Annotated in this window: 24 protein-coding genes; 21 read left to right on the forward strand and 3 right to left on the reverse strand. The window is 69.1% G+C overall.

Annotated elements, in window-relative coordinates:
• The first annotated feature begins 17 nt into the window (after nt 1–17).
• From B842_RS02775 to B842_RS02785, 3 genes are all read left to right on the forward strand, one after another.
• On the forward strand, nt 18–971 hold the full coding sequence (locus tag B842_RS02775) for a glycosyltransferase family 2 protein (protein ID WP_373277300.1): 954 nt from the start codon (nt 18–20) through the stop codon (nt 969–971).
• The gene (gene manB, locus B842_RS02780; RefSeq protein ID WP_040085069.1) at nt 964–2,052 is read left to right on the forward strand and encodes a mannose-1-phosphate guanylyltransferase; all 1,089 of its coding nucleotides are present in this window, start codon (nt 964–966) and stop codon (nt 2,050–2,052) included. Before B842_RS02775 ends, manB begins: the two co-directional genes overlap by 8 nt.
• Before the next feature lie 350 nt (nt 2,053–2,402).
• Nucleotides 2,403–2,651, forward strand: a complete 249-nt coding sequence (locus B842_RS02785; RefSeq protein WP_174520280.1) for a WhiB family transcriptional regulator — start codon at nt 2,403–2,405, stop codon at nt 2,649–2,651.
• 58 nt (nt 2,652–2,709) lie between these two features.
• Here B842_RS02785 and B842_RS02790 read toward each other — a convergent pair whose 3' ends face one another.
• Nucleotides 2,710–3,165, reverse strand: a complete 456-nt coding sequence (locus B842_RS02790; protein WP_040085072.1) for a metallopeptidase family protein — start codon at nt 3,163–3,165, stop codon at nt 2,710–2,712.
• An 87-nt stretch (nt 3,166–3,252) separates the two neighbouring features.
• Between B842_RS02790 and B842_RS02795 the strand changes: the two genes are divergently transcribed.
• From B842_RS02795 to manA, 4 genes are all read left to right on the forward strand, one after another.
• Nucleotides 3,253–3,747 (forward strand): DUF3499 domain-containing protein, encoded by a 495-nt coding sequence (locus B842_RS02795; protein ID WP_082028482.1) that lies wholly within the window; start codon nt 3,253–3,255, stop codon nt 3,745–3,747.
• A gap of 265 nt (nt 3,748–4,012) precedes the next feature.
• Complete coding sequence (locus B842_RS02800; RefSeq protein WP_040085073.1) at nt 4,013–5,386, forward strand: phosphomannomutase/phosphoglucomutase; 1,374 nt, start codon at nt 4,013–4,015, stop codon at nt 5,384–5,386.
• A 35-nt stretch (nt 5,387–5,421) separates the two neighbouring features.
• On the forward strand, nt 5,422–6,438 hold the full coding sequence (locus tag B842_RS02805; RefSeq protein WP_040085074.1) for a hypothetical protein: 1,017 nt from the start codon (nt 5,422–5,424) through the stop codon (nt 6,436–6,438).
• A complete protein-coding gene (gene manA / locus B842_RS02810) occupies nt 6,439–7,599 on the forward strand; it encodes a mannose-6-phosphate isomerase, class I (RefSeq protein ID WP_040085075.1) in 1,161 nt (386 codons plus the stop codon).
• Nucleotides 7,600–7,629: 30 nt separating this feature from the next.
• On the opposite strand, the gene B842_RS02815 is transcribed toward manA, so the two are convergent.
• Nucleotides 7,630–8,409 carry a hypothetical protein gene (locus B842_RS02815; RefSeq protein WP_040085076.1) on the reverse strand — a complete coding sequence of 260 codons (780 nt, stop codon included), beginning with the start codon at nt 8,407–8,409 and terminating at the stop codon, nt 7,630–7,632.
• A 141-nt stretch (nt 8,410–8,550) separates the two neighbouring features.
• Between B842_RS02815 and B842_RS02820 the strand changes: the two genes are divergently transcribed.
• From B842_RS02820 to B842_RS02860, 10 genes are all read left to right on the forward strand, one after another.
• Nucleotides 8,551–8,904: a DUF4259 domain-containing protein gene (locus B842_RS02820; protein WP_040085078.1), complete on the forward strand. Its 354-nt coding sequence runs from the start codon at nt 8,551–8,553 to the stop codon at nt 8,902–8,904.
• Nucleotides 8,905–9,516 (forward strand): dTMP kinase, encoded by a 612-nt coding sequence (locus B842_RS02825; protein ID WP_040085079.1) that lies wholly within the window; start codon nt 8,905–8,907, stop codon nt 9,514–9,516.
• 6 nt (nt 9,517–9,522) lie between these two features.
• On the forward strand, nt 9,523–10,203 hold the full coding sequence (mtrA, locus tag B842_RS02830; protein ID WP_040085080.1) for an MtrAB system response regulator MtrA: 681 nt from the start codon (nt 9,523–9,525) through the stop codon (nt 10,201–10,203).
• A 120-nt stretch (nt 10,204–10,323) separates the two neighbouring features.
• Nucleotides 10,324–11,766: an MtrAB system histidine kinase MtrB gene (gene mtrB, locus B842_RS02835; protein WP_211257058.1), complete on the forward strand. Its 1,443-nt coding sequence runs from the start codon at nt 10,324–10,326 to the stop codon at nt 11,764–11,766.
• Nucleotides 11,763–13,463 (forward strand): MtrAB system accessory lipoprotein LpqB, encoded by a 1,701-nt coding sequence (gene lpqB / locus B842_RS02840; protein WP_040085084.1) that lies wholly within the window; start codon nt 11,763–11,765, stop codon nt 13,461–13,463. The genes mtrB and lpqB overlap by 4 nt, the downstream gene beginning before the upstream one ends.
• 12 nt (nt 13,464–13,475) lie before the next feature.
• Nucleotides 13,476–14,084, forward strand: a complete 609-nt coding sequence (locus B842_RS02845) for a ComF family protein (RefSeq protein ID WP_040085085.1) — start codon at nt 13,476–13,478, stop codon at nt 14,082–14,084.
• A gap of 90 nt (nt 14,085–14,174) precedes the next feature.
• Nucleotides 14,175–14,843 (forward strand): ribosome hibernation-promoting factor, HPF/YfiA family, encoded by a 669-nt coding sequence (hpf, locus tag B842_RS02850; protein ID WP_040085086.1) that lies wholly within the window; start codon nt 14,175–14,177, stop codon nt 14,841–14,843.
• Between the two features lie 119 nt (nt 14,844–14,962).
• Nucleotides 14,963–17,494 carry a preprotein translocase subunit SecA gene (gene secA, locus B842_RS02855; RefSeq protein WP_040085087.1) on the forward strand — a complete coding sequence of 844 codons (2,532 nt, stop codon included), beginning with the start codon at nt 14,963–14,965 and terminating at the stop codon, nt 17,492–17,494.
• Between the two features lie 6 nt (nt 17,495–17,500).
• Nucleotides 17,501–17,644, forward strand: coding sequence for a hypothetical protein (locus B842_RS13590; protein ID WP_156119408.1), 144 nt, complete (start codon nt 17,501–17,503; stop codon nt 17,642–17,644).
• Complete coding sequence (locus B842_RS02860) at nt 17,637–18,917, forward strand: amidase (protein WP_040085088.1); 1,281 nt, start codon at nt 17,637–17,639, stop codon at nt 18,915–18,917. The genes B842_RS13590 and B842_RS02860 overlap by 8 nt, the downstream gene beginning before the upstream one ends.
• On the opposite strand, the gene B842_RS02865 is transcribed toward B842_RS02860, so the two are convergent.
• Entirely contained in the window at nt 18,898–19,275 is a 378-nt protein-coding gene (locus B842_RS02865; RefSeq protein WP_040085089.1) for a hypothetical protein, read from the reverse strand. The two genes, B842_RS02860 and B842_RS02865, sit on opposite strands and share 20 nt — an antisense overlap.
• A gap of 91 nt (nt 19,276–19,366) precedes the next feature.
• Here B842_RS02865 and B842_RS02870 point away from each other — a divergent pair, with 91 nt between their 5' ends.
• The 4 genes from B842_RS02870 to B842_RS02885 all read left to right on the forward strand — a co-directional run bounded on the left by B842_RS02870 (nt 19,367) and on the right by B842_RS02885 (nt 22,741).
• Nucleotides 19,367–19,777 (forward strand): HAD family hydrolase, encoded by a 411-nt coding sequence (locus B842_RS02870; protein WP_040085090.1) that lies wholly within the window; start codon nt 19,367–19,369, stop codon nt 19,775–19,777.
• A complete protein-coding gene (locus B842_RS02875; RefSeq protein WP_040085092.1) occupies nt 19,778–20,284 on the forward strand; it encodes a DUF6912 family protein in 507 nt (168 codons plus the stop codon). It abuts the gene before it with no gap.
• Nucleotides 20,285–20,365: 81 nt separating this feature from the next.
• The gene (locus tag B842_RS02880; protein ID WP_040085093.1) at nt 20,366–21,409 is read left to right on the forward strand and encodes a ferredoxin reductase; all 1,044 of its coding nucleotides are present in this window, start codon (nt 20,366–20,368) and stop codon (nt 21,407–21,409) included.
• Between the two features lie 12 nt (nt 21,410–21,421).
• Nucleotides 21,422–22,741: a fatty acid desaturase family protein gene (locus B842_RS02885; protein WP_040085094.1), complete on the forward strand. Its 1,320-nt coding sequence runs from the start codon at nt 21,422–21,424 to the stop codon at nt 22,739–22,741.
• The last annotated feature ends 14 nt before the right edge of the window (nt 22,742–22,755 follow it).

Here is a 22,755-nt window from a genome sequence, read left to right on the forward strand (position 1 = left end):
AGTCTAGGTCATGGCGAGTGGCGCAGCGGGTCGCCGACGGGGATCGACACTATGCTTCACACATTGTGACCACCTCCCAGACTCCGATCGCCGTCATCACGGTGACCTATTCCCCGGGGCGCCACCTCCGGGCGTTCCTCGACAGCCTGCCGGGCGCCACCTCCCGGGGCGTGCATGTCGTGCTCGCCGACAACGGTTCCCGGGACGGGGTGCCGGAGGAGGCGGCGTCGAGAAGCGGGAACGTCGAGTTCCTGCCCACCGGAGGCAACCTCGGCTACGGCACCGGCATGAACGTCGGCGCCCGCCACCTGCGGCCCGCCCGCGACGCCGGTGACATCGACCCCGAGTACCTGCTGCTGAGCAACCCGGACGTCGTGTTCGGGGAGGGCGCCATCGACGCGATGATCGCGTGCATGGAGCGGCACCCCGAGGCCGCGGCCGTCGGACCGCGGATCGTCGAGCCGGACGGTTCCATCTACCCGAGCGCCCGCGCGGTGCCGACGCTGCGCAACGGCATCGGCCATGCGCTCCTCGGGCAGGTGTGGCCCTCGAACCCCTGGACGCGGTCCTACCGGGACAACGCCGACATGGACAGTGAGCGGGAGGCGGGCTGGCTCTCGGGCTCCTGTCTGCTGGTGCGCTGGGACGCCTTCGACGCCGTCGGAGGTTTCGACGAGCGCTACTTCATGTACATGGAGGACGTGGACCTCGGTGACCGTTTCGCGCGCGCCGGGTTCCGCAACATCTACTGCCCGTCCGCCGAGATCGCCCATGACAAGGGGCATGCGGCAGGCCGCCACGCCGAGACGATGCTCCCGGCCCACCACGAGTCGGCGTACCGTTTCCAGGCCGACCGTCTGCCGCACCCGTGGCAGGCACCGCTGCGGGGGCTCATCCGCGCGGGTCTCAACGCCCGCAGCGCGATCGCCGTCACCCGGGCACGCACCAACCGAAAGGACTCCCATGTCTGATGCCATTGATCCTTCGCGTACCGACGCCGTCATCCTCGTCGGCGGCCGCGGCACCCGTCTGCGTCCGCTGACGGTCAACACCCCCAAGCCGATGCTGCCGACCGCCGGCTACCCGTTCCTGCAGCACCTGCTCGCGCGCATCAAGGCGGCCGGGATGACGCATGTCGTGCTCGGCACCTCCTACAAGGCGGAGGTCTTCGAGGAGTACTTCGGCGACGGCTCCGACATGGGCCTGGAGATCGAGTACGTCGTGGAGGAGGAGGCCCTCGGCACCGGCGGCGGCATCCGCAACGTCTACGACAGGCTGCGCCACGACACCGTCATGGTCTTCAACGGTGACGTCCTCGGTGGCACGGACCTGCGCGCCATCCTCAGCACCCACGCCGAGAAGGACGCCGACCTCACGATGCACCTCGTGCGCGTGCCGGACCCGCGGGCCTTCGGCTGCGTGCCCACCGACGCCGACGGCCGGGTGCTGGAGTTCCTCGAGAAGACCGAGGACCCGCCGACCGACCAGATCAACGCCGGCTGCTACGTCTTCCGCCGGGAACTCATCGAGGAGATCCCCGAGGGGCGCGTCGTCTCCGTGGAGCGCGAGACGTTCCCGCAGTTCCTCGAGCAGGGGCGTCGCGTCTACGGCCACGTCGACTACGCCTACTGGCGTGACATGGGCCGCCCGGACGACTTCGTCCGCGGCTCCTCCGACCTGGTGCGCGGCATCGCGCACTCGCCGCTGCTCGAGGGGCGTACCGGTGAGTCGCTTGTCGACGAGACCGCGGGCGTCGCCGCCGGCACGATCCTGGTCGGTGGCACGTGGGTCGGCCGTGGCTCGGAGATCGGTGCGGGCTGCCGCCTGGACGACACGGTCGTGTTCGACGGCGTGACCATCGAGCCGGGTGCGGTCATCCGTGACTCGATCATCGCCTCGGGCGCTCGCATCGGTGCGAACGCCCGGATCACGGGGTGCGTCATCGGTGAGGGGGCCCAGATCGGTGCCCGTTGTGAGCTCCAGGACGGCATGCGCGTGTGGCCTGGTGTGATCATTCCGGACAATGGAGTCCGTTTCTCCTCGGATGCGTAACGACACGCCGGGGGAGTGCCCCAGATCCTGTCAGTTGTTGCCAGGAAGGTAGTGCACCACAACATGCCGTACCCCCGCGTCCTACCCCCTATAATGTGACCCTGTTACTCGTGTGACTGGTGTGACTGGCCGCCAGCGGGAATGTGATTTCCGGGATTATGCCCGCTGATTCCGGTTGACGGGATTCGTCGACCGTGTGTGTAATCGCATCAGTGTAAGAAGCACCACAACGATCATCGGCGGACGTCACCGCCGAACGCCGAACGGAGAAGGGGGGCACCATGGACAACAATGGTGACGGCACCGTTTTCCGTGGAGGGCTTGCGAGCGTCAATGGAGCAGCCGTGGAAATGAGCCTCGACGAGCTTTTCGGGGCGGTGGAGAGGGAATGGCAGGACCAGGCCCTGTGTGCACAGACCGACCCGGAGGCGTTCTTCCCCGAGAAGGGCGGCTCCACCCGCGAGGCCAAGCGCATCTGCATGGCGTGCGCGGTCCGGGACGAATGCCTCGAGTACGCACTCGAGCACGATGAGCGCTTCGGCATCTGGGGCGGACTCTCCGACCGAGAGCGTCGCCGTCTGAAGAAGCAGATCGGCTGACTCCCCGGAGAACGGGCGGCGACCCTGCGGGGTCGCTTTTGTGATTCCGGGGGGGCGCCTAGAACTGGAATCCCGGGTCGATGTCCCGCGGATCCAGGTTGAGGTACTGCGCCACCAGGGCGGTGAGGATGCCGGTGAGCAGCTCATCGCGCTCCTGCGGGCTGGCGCAACGCTGCTCAACGGGCATGCGGAACAGCACGAGACGGGCGCGGGTGGGGCGCCCCTGGGGGTCGACGCCCGCCGGGATGACACGGCCGAGGGGGACGGGGCCGTCGGCCACGATCTCGTCGGGCAGCACGGTCATGTCGGCGCGCAGCCGCATGCGGGGGACGGTGTCCACCGCGATGTCGAGGTTGGCCAGCTGCTCCGGGTAGGAGTGCAGGATCGGGGCGTAGGCCTCCAGGACGGCGACGTCGAAGGACTCCGCGCGGGTGCGGTAGCGGGGCGCGTCCATGGGGAGCAGCGGCCCGCGTACTCCCCGGCCGTGGCGGTCGCGGAACGTCCTGGTGTGCATGGGGATGATGCTAGTTCGCCCGGTCCGCGAAGGGGTTGCGGCGCGCGGGGTACCAAATCCTCAAGGAAATGTTTAGACTTGGTGGCCGTGAGCCAGTTCCGACGTTGTTCCCGCCCGGGTTGCGGCAAGCCTGCCGTGGCCACCATGACGTACGCCTACGCCGAGTCCACCGCCGTGGTCGGCCCGTTGGCGCCCGCCGCCGAGCCTCACAGCTGGGATCTGTGTGACCACCACGCGGAGAAGATCACCGCCCCGCTCGGGTGGGAGATGCTGCGTGTCAACCACATCGACATCGACGATGACGAGGACCTCACCGCACTGGCCGAGGCCGTGCGTGAGGCCGGCCGCGTGACCAGCGGTCTCGTCGAGTCCGAGGGCCCCGAGCTGCATCCCGAGGACCCCGCCGACCCCGAGACCTCCCTGCATCCGGTCCACCGCGCCCGTCGTATGCAGGACGAGAGGCAGCGCCGTCGCGCCCACCTGCGGGTGGTCCCGGCGGAGGGGGAGTCCGAGTTCCCCGGGGCTGATGACGCCGACGACACTGACGGTGCCGACGCTTCTGTGGACTACCCCGAGAACTGAGAACCGGCAGAAGCCGGCTCAGAACTTTCCTATGCGGGGCTGGGGTACGGAACGTTCCACCTGTGTGGCGGTGACTGGCCCCGCCACCCTCGCCGGCACAGCGGCTGAGCTTCCTGATAGTTCGGCCCTGCAGACGATCCGACTGTCCCGTCGCTCCAGGATCGCGGACGCGTCACCGGCCGCAGCCCTGCCGTCCTGACAGTGAACATCCACCTGACGGGGGTAAGCTCTTCTGCTTAGTGACCGCCGAAGAGCAGGAGACCCCATGACCCAGCGCACCCGCGAAGATGTATCCCGTGTGATCAAGGCCTACGACGTCCGCGGAGTCGTCGGCGAGGAGATCACCCCCGAGTTCATCCGGGACGTCGGTGCCGCCTTCGCGGGCCTCCTGCGTGCCGAGGGCGAGAGCCGGGTCGCCGTCGGCCACGACATGCGCCCCTCCTCCCCGGAACTGGCGGCCGCCTTCTCCGAGGGCGTGCGCGCGCAGGGCCTCGACGTGGTCATGCTGGGCCTCAACTCCACCGACCAGCTCTACTTCGCCGCCGGCACACTCGGCTGCGCGGGCGCGATGTTCACCGCCTCGCACAACCCGGCGCAGTACAACGGCATCAAGCTGTGCCGTTCCGGCGCGCGCCCGGTGTCCCAGGACACCGGACTGTCCGACATCATCGACATGCTTGTCGACGGCGTCCCGGCCTACGACGGCCCGGTGGGCGTCGAGAAGCACCAGGACACCCTCGAGGTGTACGGCGAGTACCTCCGTGATCTGGTGGACCTGCACAGCATCCGCCCGCTCGTCGTGGCCGTCGACGCGGCGAACGGCATGGGCGGACACACGGTGCCCGAGGTGTTCAAGGGACTGCCGCTCGATGTGCGGGCCCTGTACTTCGAGCTCGACGGCACCTTCCCCAACCACGAGGCCAACCCGCTGGACCCGGCGAACCTCGTCGACCTGCAGAGGTTCACCGTCGAGCAGCACGCCGACATCGGCCTGGCCTTCGACGGCGACGCCGACCGCTGCTTCTTCATCGACGAGAAGGGTGAGCCGGTGAGCCCGTCGGCGATCTGCGCGATCGTCGCGAAGCGTTACCTCCAGGAGAACCCGGGGGCGACGATCATCCACAACCTCATCACCTCGAAGTCGGTGCCCGAGATCATCGCGGAGGAGGGTGGCACCGCCGTGCGCACCCGCGTCGGCCACTCCTTCATCAAGGCGAAGATGGCCGAGACCGGCGCCGTCTTTGGTGGCGAGCACTCCGCGCACTACTACTTCTCCGAGTTCTTCAACGCCGACTCCGGCATCCTCGCCGCCATGTACGTCCTCGCCGCCCTCGGCTCCCAGGACAAGCCGCTGTCCGAGATGATGGCCGAGTACAAGCGCTACGAGGCCTCCGGTGAGATCAACTCCACCGTCGAGGACCAGGCCGCCAGCACCCAGGCCGTGCTCGACGCCTTCGCCGACCGCATCGAGAGCGTCGACCGCCTCGACGGCGTCACCGTGGAACTGAAGGACACCCCCGCGTGGTTCAACGTCCGCGCCTCCAACACCGAGCCGCTCCTGCGCCTCAACGTGGAGGCCCCGACCCGCGCGGAGGTCGACGCGCTCGTCGAGGAGATCCTGGCGGTCATCCGCGGCTGACCGGCCCGGGGCCGACCGGACACTATCCTGAGAGAATGGACGACCGCATGGACAACAGCTCGCTCGACGCCTACCTCGACGGCTCCGCCTACGGTGGTGAGACCGTGCGGTTCTACGACGTCGCACACGAAGGTGCGCAGATCCGCGCCGTCGCCGGGGCGATCCCGCAGATGGCGGGCCTGTACGGGCTGCAGCCCCGCAGCGTCGTCGTCATCGCGACGGACCAGGTGGCGACGGCGTCGGCACGCTTCGTCACCCGGATGCGCTCCCCGCTGCGCGTCCCCGTGGTGATCACCGACTCGCTGCCCACCTACGTCGGCGCCCTCGACATCGTCATGGTCGTCGGTGACCGCGCCGACGACCCGGACGTCTCCCAGGGGCTCATCGCCGCCGACCGCCGCGGTGCCACCACCCTGCTCGTCGGCCCGCCCCGCGGCCCCATCCTGGAGGACGCCCCCTCCGGCACGATCCTCATCCCGGCGTTGCCGACCGTCTTCGGCGCCTCGCCGGCCCGCTCGATCACGGCGATCAGCACCGTGCTCGACCTGCTGGAGGAGGACCCCGACCTCGTGTCCCAGCGGCTGGAGGACACCGCCGGCCTCATCGACGAGGAGCTCGAGCAGCTCTCGCCCGAGCGCGACACCGTGGTCAACCCCGGCCGACAGCTCCGCGAGTTCGGTGACCTCTCCCGCGTGCTCCACACCGGAGGCAACCGCACCGGCGCCGCCGTCGCGGAGATCATGGCCGTGCTGTGGTCACGCAAGGGCATCCCGTCGGGGGTGACCGCCATGGACGAGCTGGAGATGCCGGCCCCCGCCCCCGTCCGCGATGTCTTCCACGACCCGCTCATTGACGGCCCCCTCGATTTGATACCGTTGAGGACTGTTGTCTGGGCGGAGAACCCAGACGTGGCCGCCGCGTTCCCCGACGCCCTCGCCGTGAACTGCGAGACACCCGGTGTCGGTCCGCTGGCCGCTGCGCTGAAACTCATCACCCGGGGACTCGCGGCCACGACGTACGACCTGCCTGAAGCACCAAGCGAGGACTACTGAATGCACAAGCTCACCGGCACCCTCCGGAGCTACCCCTGGGGCTCCCGCACGCTCATCCCCGAGCTGCGCGGGGAGCCGTCCCCGTCCTCCCGTCCGGAGGCGGAGCTCTGGTTCGGTGCACACCCGGTGGGTTCCGCGCTTGTCGACGGCATCCCGCTCACCGACATCATCGCCGCCGACCCGCAGGCCGCCCTCGGCCCGCGGGTGCAGCGGGAGTTCGGTGACGGCCTGCCCTTCATGCTCAAGCTGCTCGGCGCCGCCGAGCCGCTGTCCCTCCAGGCCCACCCCTCGGCGGAACAGGCCCGCGACGGCTTCGACCGGGAGAACCAGCTCGGCATCCCGCTGACGGCGCTCAACCGCAACTACCGCGACCCCTTCCACAAGCCGGAGCTCGTCGTCGCGCTCACGGACTTCTACGCGATGGTCGGTTTCCGCCCCCTGGAACGCACCCTCGAGCTCTTCTCCGCGCTGCACTGCCCGGAGCTCGACCGCTACCTCACCATCCTCGACCCCGAGTCCGAGGAGAGCAGCCTGCGCGGCCTGTTCACCACGTGGATCACCATCCCCTCCGTGGCCCGCAACGAGCTCATCGACGGCATCGTCCGGGCCGCCCGGGAGCAGCTCGACCGGGACGACTGGATCTCCGGCGTCCTGCGCACCGTCCTGGAGCTGCACGAACGCTACCCCGGTGACATCGGCGTCCTCGGTGCGCTCCTGCTCAACCACCTGGTGCTCCGTCCGGGCGAGGCGATCTTCCTCGAGGCCGGTCACCTCCACGCCTACGTCTCCGGGCTCGGCGTCGAGGTCATGGCCAACTCCGACAACGTGCTGCGCGGGGGCCTGACCTCGAAGTACGTCGACGTCCCCGAGCTGGTGCGCATCCTGCGCTTCAACTCGATCACCGACCCGGTGGTCAAGGTCCGCGACGGCGAGTACCCCGTGCCGGCGCCGGAGTTCCGGCTGCACCGTTTCGAGCTGGCCCCCGCCGACGCCTTCGGCTACGACCACGACGGGCCGGCCATCGCCCTGTGCACCGCCGGTGAGGTCCAGCTGGGCAACCTGGGCCTGCTCCCGGGGGAGGCCGCCTGGATCCCGGCCGGCGACCCCGAGTGGGAGGTCTCCTCGGTCGAGGGCGGCGAGCTCTTCATCGCCTGCGCCTAGTCAGCGCATCCGGCCCGCGACGGGCGCGGGTCAGGAGCTGCGTGCGGGAGGCAGTCCGGCGGAGACGTGCTGTGACGGCTGTGCCGTGGTGACGGCGGCCTGCTCGATCTCCGGTTCCGGGGCCGGAGCCGGAGCCTCGGCCGGTGAGGGGGCCGCGGGTGCGTCCCCGTCCTCCGTCGCGGTGGGCCCCATGGGGGTGGTGGGCTCCGGTTCGGTCGTCGCGGACGCCGCCCCGGACTCGGGGGTCGGCTCCGGGCTGAGTGCCGGCAGGGTGGGCTCGGGAGTCTCGGGGGTCCCGGGGGTGAGGCCCGGCTCCCCGGGGAGCACCGGGGTCTCGGTGGGGGTCGTCTCCTCCACGTCGGTGGGCTCGGTGGGCGCGGTGGAATCCGGGGTCTCCGGCGTCTCAGGCGTCTCTGCGGGCTGGGTCATGAGCTCGGTCGGCTCCGCCGGGGTGTCCGACGTGGGGGCGACGGGACGGATGTTCTCCGGGCGGTACACGGTCGTCGGGGCGATGGTGCTGGGCACCGCCTGGACGATGGCGTGCGGGGCGAGGAAGGGGTCGTCGGGAAGCGGAGGGGCGGGCGCCTGCGGCGCGGCCTCCAGCGAGACCTCCTCCGGCTCGGAGGTGGGGGTGATGAGCGCGACGGGTGCCGACTCTGAGAGGGTGGATACCTCGGGTGTGGCCGTGGCAATATCAGAGGCGGAAGGGGTCGTGGGAGCTCCGGCGCGCCAGACTCCGTAGCCGATGACGCCGGCGGCCATCAGGCCGACCGCGATGAAGAGATAGACGCGACGTGTGTCCGTGTTCACCTGGGCCCCCTTCCGAGGCATGCTGGTAACAACTCGGTAACAACATATCAGACGAATAAGTTCGACACGACTAGTTTTGCGGATCTCATCTCATCATTGTGTGGGCCCCGCAGAGCATCAGAGAGGAAAAGGGAGACAGTAATGAGCGCTTGGGACGTCGCCATCTTCAACGAGGACGACAACATCGATTTCCTGGAGGAGCTCAGTGACCTCGACAACGACGACATCGTGGAGGCCGTCCGCGATGCCTGCCTGCTCGTGCTCAGGCAGCCCAACGTGGACGAGGTGGAGAAGCTCAACGGCCTCGCCGCCGCGACGATCGCCGCCATCTGGGCCGGCGCGCCGTTCTCCGCCGGTGACGTGGCCGACACCTACCCGTTCATCCGGGAGCTCATCGGCGCCGGCGACGAGGCACTCAACGAGGCGGCCGCCGAGCTGCTCGAGTCGGTGGAGGACGACGAGGACGTCGAGGTCTTCACCGAGGCCCTGTCCTAGATGATCATCGCGATCGAGGGGATCGACGGCGCGGGCAAGAACACGCTGACGCGTGCCATCCGCGAGCGTGTCGACGCCGACATGCTGGCGTTCCCCCGCTACGAGACCTCCGTGCCCGCCCAGCTGGTGCAGGAGGCCCTGCATGGGCGCATGGGGGACCTCACGGACTCCGCCTACGCCATGGCGACGCTGTTCGCGCTGGACCGGCACGGGGCGCGGGAGCAGCTCGCGCCCTACGTCGACAGTGACCGGATCATCCTGCTCGACCGCTACGTCGCCTCGAACGCCGCCTACTCGGTGGCGCGGCTGCGCGACGCGACGGTGGCCGACTGGGTCCACGACCTCGAGTTCGGGCGGCTCGGCCTGCCGCAGCCGGACCTGCAGGTGCTGCTGGCGACGGAGCCGGAGACGGCGTCGCAACGCGCCGCGCAGCGGGAGGCGCAGGACGCGAGCCGGGAGAGGGACCGTTACGAACGTGACGCGGACCTGCAGCAGCGCACCTATGATGCATATCTGGGGCTCGCCGAGCGGAGCTGGGCGGGTCGCTGGCTAGTGACCACGAGCGCGGACGTAGTATTGCAAGAGATTGCACACATAACACAAGGACTGTGACTTTCCATGGCACCCAAGATTCTCGTCGTCGACGATGATGCGTCGATCTCCGACATGCTCACTCTCGTCCTGGAGACGGAGGGGTTCGACCCGGTTCCGGTCATGGACGGCAATGAGGCGGTGCCCGCGTTCCGTGAGCACCAGCCGGACCTGATCCTGCTCGACCTCATGCTGCCCGGCATGAACGGCGTCGACATCTGCCGTGCCATCCGCCAGGAGTCGAGCGTGCCGATCGTCATGCTCACCGCCAAGACCGACACCGTCGACGTGGTCCTCGGCCTCGAGTCCGGCGCCGACGACTACATCACCAAGCCCTTCAAACCGAAGGAGCTGATCGCCCGCATCCGGGCGCGTCTGCGCCGCACCGAGTCCGAGCCGACCGAGATCCTCGAGGTCGGCGACCTGACCATCGACGTCCCGGAGCACACCGTCAAGCGCGGCACCGAGGAGATCGCCCTCACGCCGCTCGAGTTCGACCTGCTCCTGGAGATGGCGCGTAAGCCGCGTCAGGTCCACACCCGTGAGGAACTGCTCGAGAACGTGTGGGGTTACCGCCACGCCTCCGACACCCGTCTGGTCAACGTGCACGTGCAGCGTCTGCGCGCGAAGATCGAGAAGGACCCGGAGAACCCGCAGATCGTGCTCACCGTGCGTGGCGTCGGCTACAAGACGGGCATGGGGGAGTAGCCCATATCCCCGCAGCTTCCCACCCAGCTCAACCGGGCCTATGAGCGCGTCAGTGAGACATGGCGGACCTCGCTGCAGGTACGCGTCATCGGCTCGATCTTCGTCGCGTCCGCGGTGGTCATGCTCATCCTCGGGATGGCACTGATCTCCGTCGTGACGTCGCGTCTGGTGGACGCGAAGCTGGACATCGCGAACTCGGAGATCGACCGCGCGCGCGTCTCCGTCGAGAGACAGATCGACGCCACGTCGGCGACGTCGACGATGCAGGTGCGCCTCAACTCCGCCCGCGCCTCCCTCACGCAGCGCACCTCGCAGACCGCCACCGCGACGGTCTACGAGCCGGTGCTCGTGGTGGCCAACCAGGACGGCACGACGACGACCTCCCCGGAGGGCTACCGCATCCCGGAGAAGCTCCGCCGCTTCGTCAGCGAGGACCAGATCTCCTACCAGTTCGCCACGATCGACCGGGATGACGGTTCGACGTACAACGCGCTGGTCATCGGCACGCCGACGGAGACGGACATCCCCGACCTGCAGGTCTACCTGGTCATGTCGATGGAGTCCGACGCCTCCACCCTGGCCCTGCTGCGCGGTCTGCTCAGTGCGGCGGGCGTGGTGGTGGTCGTCCTCCTCGTGGGAATCGCCTGGCTGGCGACGCAGCAGGTCACCGCACCCGTCCGTTCCGCCTCCCGCATCGCCCAGCGGCTCGCCGCCGGTCACCTGCGTGAGCGCATGATCGTCGACGGCGAGGACGAGATGGCGCGTCTGGCGCTGTCCTTCAACGACATGGCGGAGAAGCTCTCGAAGCAGATCCACCAGCTCGAGGAGTACGGCAACCTGCAGCGCCAGTTCACCTCGGACGTCTCCCATGAACTGCGTACCCCCCTGACCACGGTGCGCATGGCCGCGGACATGATCGCCTCCGACCCGGACAGCCTCGAGCCGCACACGCGGCGCGCCTCGGAGCTCATGATCCGCGAGCTCGACCGCTTCGAGGAGCTGCTCGCGGATCTGCTGGAGATCTCGCGTCACGACGCCGGCGTCGCCGACCTCTCCGAGGCGCGTATCGACGTCCGCTCGTGCATCACCTCCGCGTGGGAGCAGACCTGCCACATCGCCGAGAAGCTCAACGTCGACGTGCGCTTCCACACCCCGGAGGAGCCGGTGCTGATGACCGGCGACTCGCGTCGCATCGAGCGTGTCCTGCGCAACCTCATCGCCAACGCCATCGACCACTCCGAGGGCAACCCCGTCGACGTCACCCTCGCGGAGAACGACGACGCCGTGGCCATCACGGTCACAGACCACGGCGTGGGCCTCAAGCCCGGCCAGGAGGAGCTGGTGTTCAACCGCTTCTGGCGTGCCGACGCCTCCCGCCGCCGCCACTCCGGCGGCACCGGCCTCGGCCTGGCGATCGCCCGTGAGGACGTCGTCCTCCACGGCGGGCAGCTCGACGCGGCGGGCAACCACGGCGTGGGCTCCCAGTTCCGCGTGGTCCTGCCGCGTGAACCGCGCAAGCCGATCACCGAGAGCCCCCTGGAACTGGAGGCGCCGACATCATGAACCGTCTGAGGAAGCTGGTGGCGCTGGCCGCCACGACCGGTCTGCTCACCGCCTGCACCACCCTGCCCACCAACACCGAGCCGCAGGCCCTGCGCTCCTTCGAGCCGCAGGTGGAGGAGGAGTCCAACCTGGGCCCCCGCCCGGGCCGGGAACCCGACCTGCTGCTGCGTGACTTCTACACCGCCAGCGCACACCCCACGCAGAACTTCCAGACCGCCCGCGCGTACCTCACCTCCGACACCGCGCAGCAGTGGGACGCGAACGAGTCGATCCTGGTGGTCAATCGCATCGACCTGGTGACGGCCGCGGGCGCCACCCCGGAGCGGCGCTCCTTCAACGTGCGTGGTGCCGTCGTCGGCCGGATCACCACCGGCGGCGCCTACGAGCCGGAGAACGGCGTCTACGAGGCCACGATCGAGATGATCCGCACCGGCGGCGAGTGGCGCATCGAGTCCCTACCCGCTGGCGTGGTGCTCGAACGCACCGAGCTGCGCAACCAGTTCCAGCCGCAGCGGGTGTTCTTCTTCGAGCCGGGCGGACAGGTGCTCGTCTCGGACCGCCGCTGGATCTACTCCGGCCACCAGGCGCTCGACTCCGCGCTCATCACCCTCATGATGGAGGGGCCCTCGCCGACGCTGTCGCCCGGCGTGCGTCGCGTGCTGCCCACCGACGCGACCTTCGCGGGCGTCGTCGACGGGGTGTACCACTTCACCGGTTTCGCGGACGTCGACTCCGACGACCGGCTGCTCTTCGCCGCGCAGCTCGTGTGGACCCTCGCCGTGGCGAACATCCCCGAGCCCTATTCCGTGGTCGTCGACGGGGCGCCCCTCGCGCCGGGCTACGAGCAGCTCAAGACCGACGACTTCGCCGAGTTCAATCCGCGGATCAACGCGGCGGCCCCGGTGCCGCTGTACTCGCTCACCGACGGCGTGGTCAGCCGTGTCTCCTCGAACCAGGTCATGCCGGTCGAGGGGGACCTGGGCAGCCTCGGGGACATCGAGTCCGTGGACATCACCGGGGAGGGCACCGTGGCGGCCGTCCGTCGCCGGGGGGAGGAGTCTGTGCTGCTGGTCGGCGACCTCGGCGGGGACCTGGGGGAGGCGCTGCGGGCCCAGACGATCTCGCGGCCGACCTTCGAGTTCGACCCGGCCATCCAGTGGGTGGTCGTCGACGGGGACAAGATCGTCCGGGTCGTCCGGTCCGGGCCGACCGGGGAGTTCAGCCCCACCGACGTCGACACCTCGGCGCTGGACGACGTGCCGGGGGAGATCTCCGTCATCCGTCTGTCGGACTCGGGGGCCCGGATCGCCATGATCATCGAGGGCCGGCTCCACGTCGGCGTCGTCGAGCGTCCGGGGCCGGCGGAGCGGCGCATCGTCAACCTGCGGGAACTCGCCCCGCAGCTGGGCGGTACGGCACTGTCGCTGGACTGGCAGCCGGACGGCTCGCTCCTGGTGGGCACCTCCACCCCGGAGACCCCGGTGTGGCGCGTCGAGCAGGACGGTTCCGCTGCGACCTCCCTGCCCTCCGGCAACATCACCGCTCCGGTGGTGGCCGTCGCCGCCACGCCGTCGATGCTCTACCTCACCGACTCCCACGCGACCCTGCAGCTGCCGACCAGCGGGGGCGACAACGTCTTCTGGCGTGAGGTCTACGGCCTCCAGGGCGTCCGCTCGGCCCCGGTGGCGGCCAACTAGATGGACATCTAGATGGATCTGCTCCTCCCGCGGCGGTGCGCCGGCTGCGCCGCCCCGGGGGAGCACCTGTGCCCGCGATGCCGGCAGGCGCTGCGCACCCCGCCCCGGCGCATCCACACCCGCGTCGACCCGCACGTGCCCGTGTGGTCGCTCGGGCCCTACGACGGCACCCACCGCCGGGTGGTCCTCGCGATGAAGGAACACCGGCACCTCGCGGTCCGGGGGATGCTCGGCCCGGTGCTCGCCGCAGCGGTGGAGTTCCTGCAGGTGCGCGGGGAGATCGACGCGGCGCCCGCCCCCGTGCTCGTCCCCGCGCCCACCCGTGCCCGGGCGGCGCGGCTGCGGGGCGGGGACCCGGTGGCCGACGTCTGCCGGGCCTCCGGCCTCGCGGTGAGCGAGGCACTGCGGCACCGCCCCGGGGTGGCGGACCAGGTGGGACTGGGCGTCGCGAAGCGGAGGAGCAACCTCGCCGGGGCGCTGGAGCTGCGGCGGATCCCGCCTGGTCGGGTGCTGCTCGTGGATGATGTCGCGACCACCGGATCGACGCTCGCGGCCAGCTCAGAGGCCCTTTTGGCGGCGGGGTGCCGGGTGGTCGGCGCCATTGTGATCTGCCACGCTTGAAAGGCGGGGGGGTGATGGCCGCCCGGTTATGACCAGATGTACGATGGGGGTTGACTTGAAGTTGTCCCACCAATAGTAGGGAGGAAGCAGATGACATCACCTGCTGAGAACACCGATGTCCTGAGCCCCGAGGCACAGGTCACCATCACGGGCCGTAACGTTGAGGTGCCGGAGCACTTTGCCGAGCGCGTCAACTCCAAGCTCGCGAAGATCGAGCGCCTGGACCCGACCCTGACCTTCTTCCACGTGGAACTCCAGCACGAGCCGAACCCGCGCCGTGAGTCGGAGTCCGACCGTATCCAGATCACCGCCACCGGTAAGGGCCACCTGGCTCGCGCCGAGGCCAAGGAGGACAGCTTCTACGCAGCCCTGGAGACCGCTCTGGCCAAGATGGAGCGTTCCCTGCGCAAGGTGAAGGCACGTCGTTCCATCTCCCGCTCGGGCCACCGTGCCCCGACCTCGACCGGCGTCGCCGCCGCGGAGATGGTCGCCGAGGCCCAGAAGGCCCGCGAGGAGCAGGACCAGTACTCCGTCGACCCGTACGCCGACACCGTCAAGGACGTCGTCCCGGGCCAGGTCGTCCGCACCAAGGAGCACACCGCCACCCCGATGAGCGTCGATGACGCCCTGTCGGAGATGGAGCTCGTCGGGCACGACTTCTACCTCTTCATCAACGAGGAGAACAACCGTCCGTCCGTGGTCTACCGTCGTCACGCATTCGACTACGGTCTGATCTCCCTGGCGGAAGAGTCCCAGTAGGAACTGCATCAGTACCACGCGAGGCCGTCGTCCCCATCCCGGGGGCGGCGGCCTCGCGCTTGTTGCGTACAATGACGCGGAAGAAACTAGTTCCCATCTGATCCTAAGGACGACTGCACGTGTTTGGACTGTCCAGGCTGCTTCGCGCCGGTGAAGGGCGCACCGTTAAGCGTCTCCACAAGATGGCGGAGCAGGTGATCGCGCTCGACGACGAGTTCTCCGCACTGAGCGACGCCGAGCTCAAGGCCAAGACCGACGAGTTCCGGGCCCGCCTGGCAGACGGTGCCACGCTCGACGACATCTTCCTCGAGGCCTTCGCCACCGCCCGTGAGGCGGCGTGGCGTGTCCTCGGCCAGAAGCCCTACCACGTGCAGATCATGGGTGGCGCGGCCCTGCACTTCGGCAACGTCGCCGAGATGAAGACCGGTGAGGGCAAGACCCTGACCGCGGTGCTCCCCGCCTACCTCAACGCCCTCGAGGGCAAGGGCGTCCACATCGTCACGGTGAATGACTACCTGGCCAAGCGTGACGCCGAGATGATGGGCCGTGTCCACCGCTACCTCGGCCTTGAGGTCGGCGTCATCCTCTCCGAGCTCCAGCCGGACCAGCGTCGTGCCGCCTACGAGGCGGACATCACCTACGGCACGAACAACGAGCTCGGCTTCGACTACCTGCGTGACAACATGGCCCGCAGCCTCAGCGAGCTGGTCCAGCGCGGCCACAACTTCGCCATCGTGGATGAGGTCGACTCGATCCTCATCGACGAGGCCCGTACCCCGCTCATCATCTCCGGTCCCGTGGACGGATCCTCGCAGTTCTACCACGTGTTCGCCACCCTGGCGCCGCGCATGAAGGACGGCATCCACTACGAGGTGGACCACCGCAAGCGCACCGTCGGTGTGCTCGAGGAGGGCGTCGAGTACGTCGAGGACCAGCTGGGCATCGACAACCTCTACGCCCCGGAGCACTCCACCCTGGTCAGCTACCTGAACAACGCGCTGAAGGCGAAGGAGCTGTTCGTCCGCGACAAGGACTACATCGTCCGTAACGGCGAGGTCCTCATCGTCGACTCCTTCACCGGCCGTGTCCTCGCCGGCCGCCGCTACAACGAGGGCATGCACCAGGCCATCGAGGCCAAGGAGAATGTGGAGATCAAGAGCGAGAACCAGACCCTCGCGACGATCACGCTGCAGAACTTCTTCCGCCTCTACGACAAGCTGGCCGGCATGACCGGTACCGCCGAGACCGAGGCCGCCGAGCTGCACCAGATCTACAAGCTCGACGTCGTCCCGATCCCGACGAACCGCCCGAACCAGCGCCAGGACCTCACCGACCGCGTCTACAAGACGCAGGAGGCGAAGTTCGCGGCCGTCGCCGACGACATCGCGGAGCGTGTGGAGAAGGGCCAGCCGGTGCTGGTCGGCACCACCTCCGTCGAGCGTTCCGAGTACCTGTCCGAGCTGCTGCAGCGCCGCGGCATCGCGCACAAGGTGCTCAACGCGAAGCACCACGAGCAGGAGGGCCAGATCATCGCGCAGGCCGGCCTGCCCGGTGCCGTCACCGTGTCCACCAACATGGCCGGCCGTGGTACCGACATCGTCCTCGGTGGCAACCCCGAGGTCATCCTCGACATCAAGCTGCGTGAGCGTGGCCTCGACCCCTTCGAGGACGAGGAGGCCTACCAGGCCGCGTGGGACGAGGAGCTGCCGAAGGCCCGCCAGCGCGCCAACGAGCTCGGCGACAAGGTCCGGGAGGCCGGCGGCCTCTACGTCCTGGGCACCGAGCGCCACGAGTCCCGCCGCATCGACAACCAGCTGCGTGGTCGTTCCGGCCGTCAGGGCGACCCGGGTGAGACGCGCTTCTACCTCTCCATGCGCGATGAGCTCATGGTCCGTTTCGTGGGCCAGACCATGGAGAACATGATGAACCGCCTCAACGTCCCGGACGACGTCCCGATTGAGGCGAAGATGGTCACCAACTCCATCAAGGGTGCGCAGGCGCAGGTGGAGAACCAGAACTTCGAGATGCGCAAGAACGTCCTGAAGTACGACGAGGTGCTCAACGAGCAGCGCAAGGTCATCTACGCCGAGCGCCGCGAGATCCTCGAGTCCAAGGACATCCGCGAGTACATCCGCCACATGATCGACGAGACCGTCTCCGCCTACGTCGACGGCGCCACCGCCGTCGGCTACGTCGAGGACTGGGACCTGGACCAGCTGTGGAACGCCCTCGAGTCCCTCTACGGCCCGACGTTCACCTGGCAGTCCCTGCTGGAGCAGAACAACGGCGAGCTCACCGCCGACCAGCTGCGGGAGGCCCTCCTCGCCGACGCGAACGCCCAGTACGACGAGCTGGAGGCCAACGTCTCCCGCCTCGGCGGCGAGGCCCAGATGCGCAACATCGAGCGCATGGTCATCCTGCCGGTCATCGACACGAAGTGGCGCGAGCACCTCTACGAGATGGACTACCTCAAGGAGGGCATCGGCCTGCGTGCCATGGCGCAGCGCGACCCGCTGGTCGAGTACCAGAAGGAGGGCGGCGACATGTTCAACGGCATGAAGGACGGCATCAAGGAGGACACGGTGCGTAACCTCTTCATGCTGCGTAAGCAGTTCGAGCCGCAGCCGGAGCCGGAGACCACCCAGGTCTAGCCTCCCGTGGACGATCTGGTCCGGGAGCTGCTGCTCAGCCGCGGCATCCCCGTCACCGAGGGGGAGGCCGAGGTGCTCGCCGAGCGGCACCGCGCGCTCCGCGAGCTGCGCCCGCCGAGCCCGGGGCCGGAGGAGTGGGCCGGTGACTGAGCTGCTTCTCGACGACGCCCTCACCGCCGGCCGCGCCCTCGCCGCCGGCGAGATCACGCCGGTCGAGCTTGTCGACGCCCAGCTCGCCCGCATCGACGCCCAGGACCCGGGCATCGGGGCCTATATATCGGTGCGTCACGACGCCGCCCGCGCCGAGGCCCGCGCCCTCACCGCAGAGCTGGCGGCGGGGCACTCCCGGGGGCCACTGCACGGCGTGCCGGTGGCACTCAAGGACAGCATCCACGTCGGCGGCGAGGTGACCACGCTCGGTTCGCGGACCCACCGCGACTTCGTGGCGCCCCATGACGCGACGGTGGTGGCGCGGCTGCGGGCGGCGGGCTGCGTCATCCTGGGCAAGCTGCAGATGAACGAGTACGCCTGGGGCGTCACCGGCGACAACCCCTGGTACGGTCCGGCCCGCAATCCGCGGGTCCTCGGCACGCTGGCCGGCGGCTCCAGCGGCGGCAGCGCGGCGGCCGTGGCCGGGCACCTGGCCTTCGCGGCCCTCGGGGCGGACGCCGCCGGTTCCATCCGCCTGCCCGCCGCGGTGTGCGGGGTGGTGGGACTCAAGCCGACGCACGGGCTGGTACCCACCCACGGGGACGTGCCGCTGGCCCCGACCCTCGGGTGCCTCGGCCCGCTGACCCGTTCCGTCGCGGACAACGCCGCGGTGCTCGGCGCTCTCACCGGCCGCACCTACCGGTCCTCCGGCGGGCCGCCGCTGGTCATCGGCGTGGAGGAGGAGCACCTCCTGGCGGGCGTCGGGAAGCGGGTGGCGGAGCTGTTCCACGCGAGCGTCGGGAAGCCGGGGTGGGAGGTGCGTCCCGTGTCCGTGCCCGCCCTGCGCGACGCCTCCTGGGCGACGTCCACCATCGCCCTGGCGGAGGCCGCGGCGATCCACCACCGCACGCTGCAGGAACGCCCGCAGGACATCTCCCTGCCGGTGCGTCTCAACCTCCAGCTCGGGGAGGTCGTCTCCGCGGTGGACTACCTCGAGGCGCTCCGGGTGCGGGAGGCAGTCCGCGCGGACCTCGACCGTGCGCTCGCCGAGGTCGACGTCATCCTCGCGCCGACCCTGCCCTCCCCGGGTCTCTCCCTGCGCGGGGACCTCACCGCGCTGCTCGTCCCCGCGAACCTCACCGGCCATCCGGCCCTGACGGTGCCGGTCGGAGAGATCGACGGCCAGCCCGTCGGGGTGCAGGTCATCGGACGCCACCACGACGAGGAGACGGTCTACCGCGCCGGGCAGGCCCTCACAGCACCCGGAAGCTGACCAGCCGCCGTTCCGCGACGCGACCGGTGAATGCGTGGGCGCGGCCGCCGGAGACGGCGGTGCCGAAGACCTCGCCGTCGGCACGCAGGTGGAGGGTGTCGAGGCGCACCTGCCCCCGCATCCCCTGCCGTTGCCGCGCGGCGACGTGCACGCGCACGGGCCCGTCGAACTCGGTGGGGCGCAGGTGCGGCAGCGGGCGCATGCCGAAGGCGGTCTCCAGGGCGATCCGCACGAGGGCCTCCGCGCGGCGCTGCACGCCGGTTCCGCGGGGCGGGGGCGGGGGAGGAGTGGCGTCTGCGGGTGGTGGGGCGGGAGTGAGCACCTTGAGGTGCGTGAGGCCGGGGACGGGGGACAACATGGCTGCTCCAGTGGGTCACCGGGCACGGACGCGGGGTGGGCTGGGTATCATTGTGGCACGTAGTAAGCGAATTGACATGAGGGAGCAGCGAGTGCGTGGACTGATCGTCGACTTTGTCGGGGTACTGGACGGACCTGAGGAGGATCAGCGCCGCTGGCGTGAGCTTTTCGCGGCGGCGAAGGCGAACGGTGTCTCCACCGCGATCCTCTCGAATGACCCGGGCGGCCCGGGGGCCGAGCACATCCGTGAGTGGGAGTTCAAGGGCATCGTCGACGCCGTCGTGCTCTCCGGGGAGGTCGGCGCCGAGAAGCCGGAGCCGGAGGCGTTCGCCGCCGCGGCCGCCGCCCTCGACCTGCCGATGAACGACTGCGTTCACGTCGACGACTCGATCCTCAACGTGCGTGGCGCCGTCGAGGCGGGCCTGGTCGGCGTGCTGTACCAGGTCTTCGACCGCGCGGTCATCGAGATCTGCTCCATCTTCGACATCGAGGGCGAGTTCTAGGTGCGCGTCTACCTGCCGGCGACCTTCGCCATGCTCACCGGGCTGCACGAGACCGGCGTGATGTCGGCACGCTCCGGCTGGGGCTTCGCGGCCACTCCCGCGCTGCTGGAGTTCTACACCTCCGGCGACGAGGACGAGATCGGCTACGCCGCCTTCCTCGACGCGGCGGAGGCCTCGCTGCGGCTGCTGGCCATCGGCGACGAGGAGACCTTCCCGTACCGCCGCGTGGTCGTGTCCGTCGACGTGGCCGACGAGGTGGTCACCCTGACGCCGGAGAACGGCGAGTCGGTGGTGTCGCTGAACCCCGCGCAGATCCGCGTGGAGGACATCGCCGCGATCCACATCGACACCGAGGAGTCCGAGGAGGCGACGAAGGCGGCCATCGCGGCGGTCGACGCGGCGGATCTCGGCGACGAGGACGCGGAGCTGACCGTGGGGGACGCCCAGGACAACTTCATGGCCTTCTACGACCCGACTGAGCTGCCGTTTCTCATAGAGCTCCTCTAATTGGTTTCGTCCGGTGATGGACAAGGGGGTTACGTTGGCGTAGGCTACGCTGACGTAACCAACTGACTGAAGGAGGGGCCGATGACCGAATCGCCCGATGGACTCGCACGCTTCCGCGGCATTCTGCGCCGATTCACCACCCCGTTGCTGCCGGACGACTACACCGTCCTGGCCAACCCGCTGTGGTCGAGGCGCGAACTGCGCGGCAAGATCGAGAGTGTCGAACGCTGCCCGGACGACACCATCCACCTGGTCATCCGCCCCGGCTGGGGCGTGCCCGTCACCTTCGAGGCAGGCCAGTACATCGGCATCGGTCTCCGCGTCGACGGACGCTACACCTGGCGCTCCTACTCCCTGACGAACGTCCCGGACACCCGCGACGGACTGTTCTCCATCACCATCCGCGCCGTGGAGAAGGGCAAGCTCTCCACCCACCTGGTCGGCACCGCCCGCCCGGGCATCAACGTGCGCCTGGCCGCCCCGGCCGGTGACTTCCACCTCACCGACCCGCTGCCGGAGAAGCTGCTGTTCGTCACCGCCGGTTCCGGCGTCACCCCGGTGATCGCCATGCTCCGCAGCATGGAGGGCCGCCGCGACAGCACCGACATCAAGGTCGTCCACTCGGTGCGCAACCGCTCCGACCTCATCTTCGAGGACGTCCTCGCGGACTACGACGCCCACATCCAGGTCACCTCCGAGGAGGGCCGCGTGTCGCCGCAGGTCCTGGAGAAGCTGGTCCCCGACTTCCGGGAGCGCGTCGTCTACGCCTGCGGACCGGCCACCATGCTCGACGAGCTGGAGTCCTGGGCCTCCGACAACGACATCGAGATCCGCGTCGAGCGTTTCACCCTCGACCGCGCCTCCGACGCGAAGGGCGGCACGATCACCTTCGCCCGCCAGGGTGTGCAGACCACCGTCGACGGTGCCACCACCATCCTGGAGGCCGGCGAGGCCGCCGGCGTCCAGATGCCCTTCGGCTGCCGCATGGGCATCTGCCAGACCTGCGTCCGTGAGCTTGTCGACGGCCACGTCCACGACCTGCGCACCGGCGACACCAAGGAGCCCGGCTCCCGCATCCGTACCTGCGTCGGCGTGGCCGCCGGCGACGTCACCATCGACGCATAAGGAGACCTCACCATGGCTATCGACAACATCAAGGCATACTCCCACCTCAGCGACGAGGACATCCGTGAGATCGGTCGTCGCCTCGACGCCATCAAGGAGGAGTTCGAGGCGGACCTCGGCGAGAAGGACGTCCGCTACATCAAGAGCCTCATCCGCACCCAGCGCTACATGGAGATCGCGGGCCGTGGCGCCCTGATCTTCTCCGGCTGGCGTCCGGCCTGGCTCGCGGGCGTCGCGCTGCTGTCGCTGTCCAAGATCCTCGAGAACCTCGAGATCGGCCACAACGTCATGCACGGCCAGTGGGACTGGATGAACGACCCGGAGATCCACTCCACCACCTGGGAGTGGGACAACGTCTGCCCCTCCTCCCAGTGGATGCACACCCACAACTTCGCGCACCACAAGTACACCAACATCCTCGGCATGGACACCGACGTCGGGTACGGCGTCCTGCGCGTCACCCGTGACCGCAAGTGGACCCCCATGCACGCCTTCCAGCCGGTCATCAACGTGACCCTGGCGTCGCTGTTCCAGTGGGCCGTCGGCTTCTACGACGTGGAGCTGGGCAAGGTCGCCGCCGGCCGCGCCACCTGGAAGGAGACCGCCCCGAAGTTCTGGGAGACCATGCGCAAGGCCGGCACCCAGGGCCTGCGTGACTACGTGCTCTTCCCGGCCCTGTCCGGCCCGAACTTCATGCGCACCGTCTCCGCCAACGCCACCGCCAACTTCGTGCGTTCCGTGTGGGCCTACGCCGTTATCTTCTGCGGCCACTTCCCGGATGAGGCCGAGACCTTCACCAAGGAGCAGTGGAAGAACGAGACCCGCGACGAGTGGTACCTCCGTCAGATGCTCGGCTCCGCGAACTTCCGGGGCGGCAAGATCCTCACGATCCTGTCCGGCAACCTGAACTACCAGATCGAGCACCACCTCTACCCGGACATGCCGTCCAACCGCCTGGCGGAGATCGGCAAGCGCGTCGAGGCGATCTGCGAGGAGTTCGACCTGCCCTACAACACCGACTCCTTCCCGGTGCAGCTGCTCAAGGTCCAGAAGACCCTGCTCAAGCTGACCCTGCCGAACAAGTACCTCGCCGCCGACCGCGACAACGCCCCCGAGGTGCGTTCCAACGCGGCGTTCACCAAGTACCCGGAGGTCTCAGAGAAGCTCTGGGTCGGCGCCGACGAGAACGGTCAGCGTGCCGGCCTGCGCACCGGTCTGCCGCTGCTGGCCCAGCTGCGTCCGACGGTGAAGGAGGCCATGCTCAACTTCACCGGCCGCACCCCCGAGTGGCGCCGGAAGGTCGCCGCCGCCGAGGCCCAGAAGGCCGTCTAGGCTCCTGCTTGTCG

It is taken from the genome of Corynebacterium humireducens NBRC 106098 = DSM 45392 (assembly GCF_000819445.1).
Classification (GTDB): domain Bacteria; phylum Actinomycetota; class Actinomycetes; order Mycobacteriales; family Mycobacteriaceae; genus Corynebacterium; species Corynebacterium humireducens.

Excerpts from the sequence above, each read along its gene's own strand:
- manB (WP_040085069.1), top strand. The coding sequence starts at position 964 with ATGTCTGATGCCATTGATCCTTCGCGTACCGACGCCGTCATCCTCGTC.
- B842_RS02785 (WP_174520280.1), top strand. The coding sequence starts at position 2,403 with ATGAGCCTCGACGAGCTTTTCGGGGCGGTGGAGAGGGAATGGCAGGAC.
- B842_RS02790 (WP_040085072.1), bottom strand. The coding sequence starts at position 3,165 with ATGCACACCAGGACGTTCCGCGACCGCCACGGCCGGGGAGTACGCGGG.
- B842_RS02800 (WP_040085073.1), top strand. The coding sequence starts at position 4,013 with ATGACCCAGCGCACCCGCGAAGATGTATCCCGTGTGATCAAGGCCTAC.
- B842_RS02805 (WP_040085074.1), top strand. The coding sequence starts at position 5,422 with ATGGACGACCGCATGGACAACAGCTCGCTCGACGCCTACCTCGACGGC.
- manA (WP_040085075.1), top strand. The coding sequence starts at position 6,439 with ATGCACAAGCTCACCGGCACCCTCCGGAGCTACCCCTGGGGCTCCCGC.
- B842_RS02820 (WP_040085078.1), top strand. The coding sequence starts at position 8,551 with ATGAGCGCTTGGGACGTCGCCATCTTCAACGAGGACGACAACATCGAT.
- B842_RS02825 (WP_040085079.1), top strand. The coding sequence starts at position 8,905 with ATGATCATCGCGATCGAGGGGATCGACGGCGCGGGCAAGAACACGCTG.
- mtrA (WP_040085080.1), top strand. The coding sequence starts at position 9,523 with ATGGCACCCAAGATTCTCGTCGTCGACGATGATGCGTCGATCTCCGAC.
- mtrB (WP_211257058.1), top strand. The coding sequence starts at position 10,324 with ATGCTCATCCTCGGGATGGCACTGATCTCCGTCGTGACGTCGCGTCTG.
- lpqB (WP_040085084.1), top strand. The coding sequence starts at position 11,763 with ATGAACCGTCTGAGGAAGCTGGTGGCGCTGGCCGCCACGACCGGTCTG.
- B842_RS02845 (WP_040085085.1), top strand. The coding sequence starts at position 13,476 with ATGGATCTGCTCCTCCCGCGGCGGTGCGCCGGCTGCGCCGCCCCGGGG.
- hpf (WP_040085086.1), top strand. The coding sequence starts at position 14,175 with ATGACATCACCTGCTGAGAACACCGATGTCCTGAGCCCCGAGGCACAG.
- B842_RS02865 (WP_040085089.1), bottom strand. The coding sequence starts at position 19,275 with ATGTTGTCCCCCGTCCCCGGCCTCACGCACCTCAAGGTGCTCACTCCC.
- B842_RS02880 (WP_040085093.1), top strand. The coding sequence starts at position 20,366 with ATGACCGAATCGCCCGATGGACTCGCACGCTTCCGCGGCATTCTGCGC.
- B842_RS02885 (WP_040085094.1), top strand. The coding sequence starts at position 21,422 with ATGGCTATCGACAACATCAAGGCATACTCCCACCTCAGCGACGAGGAC.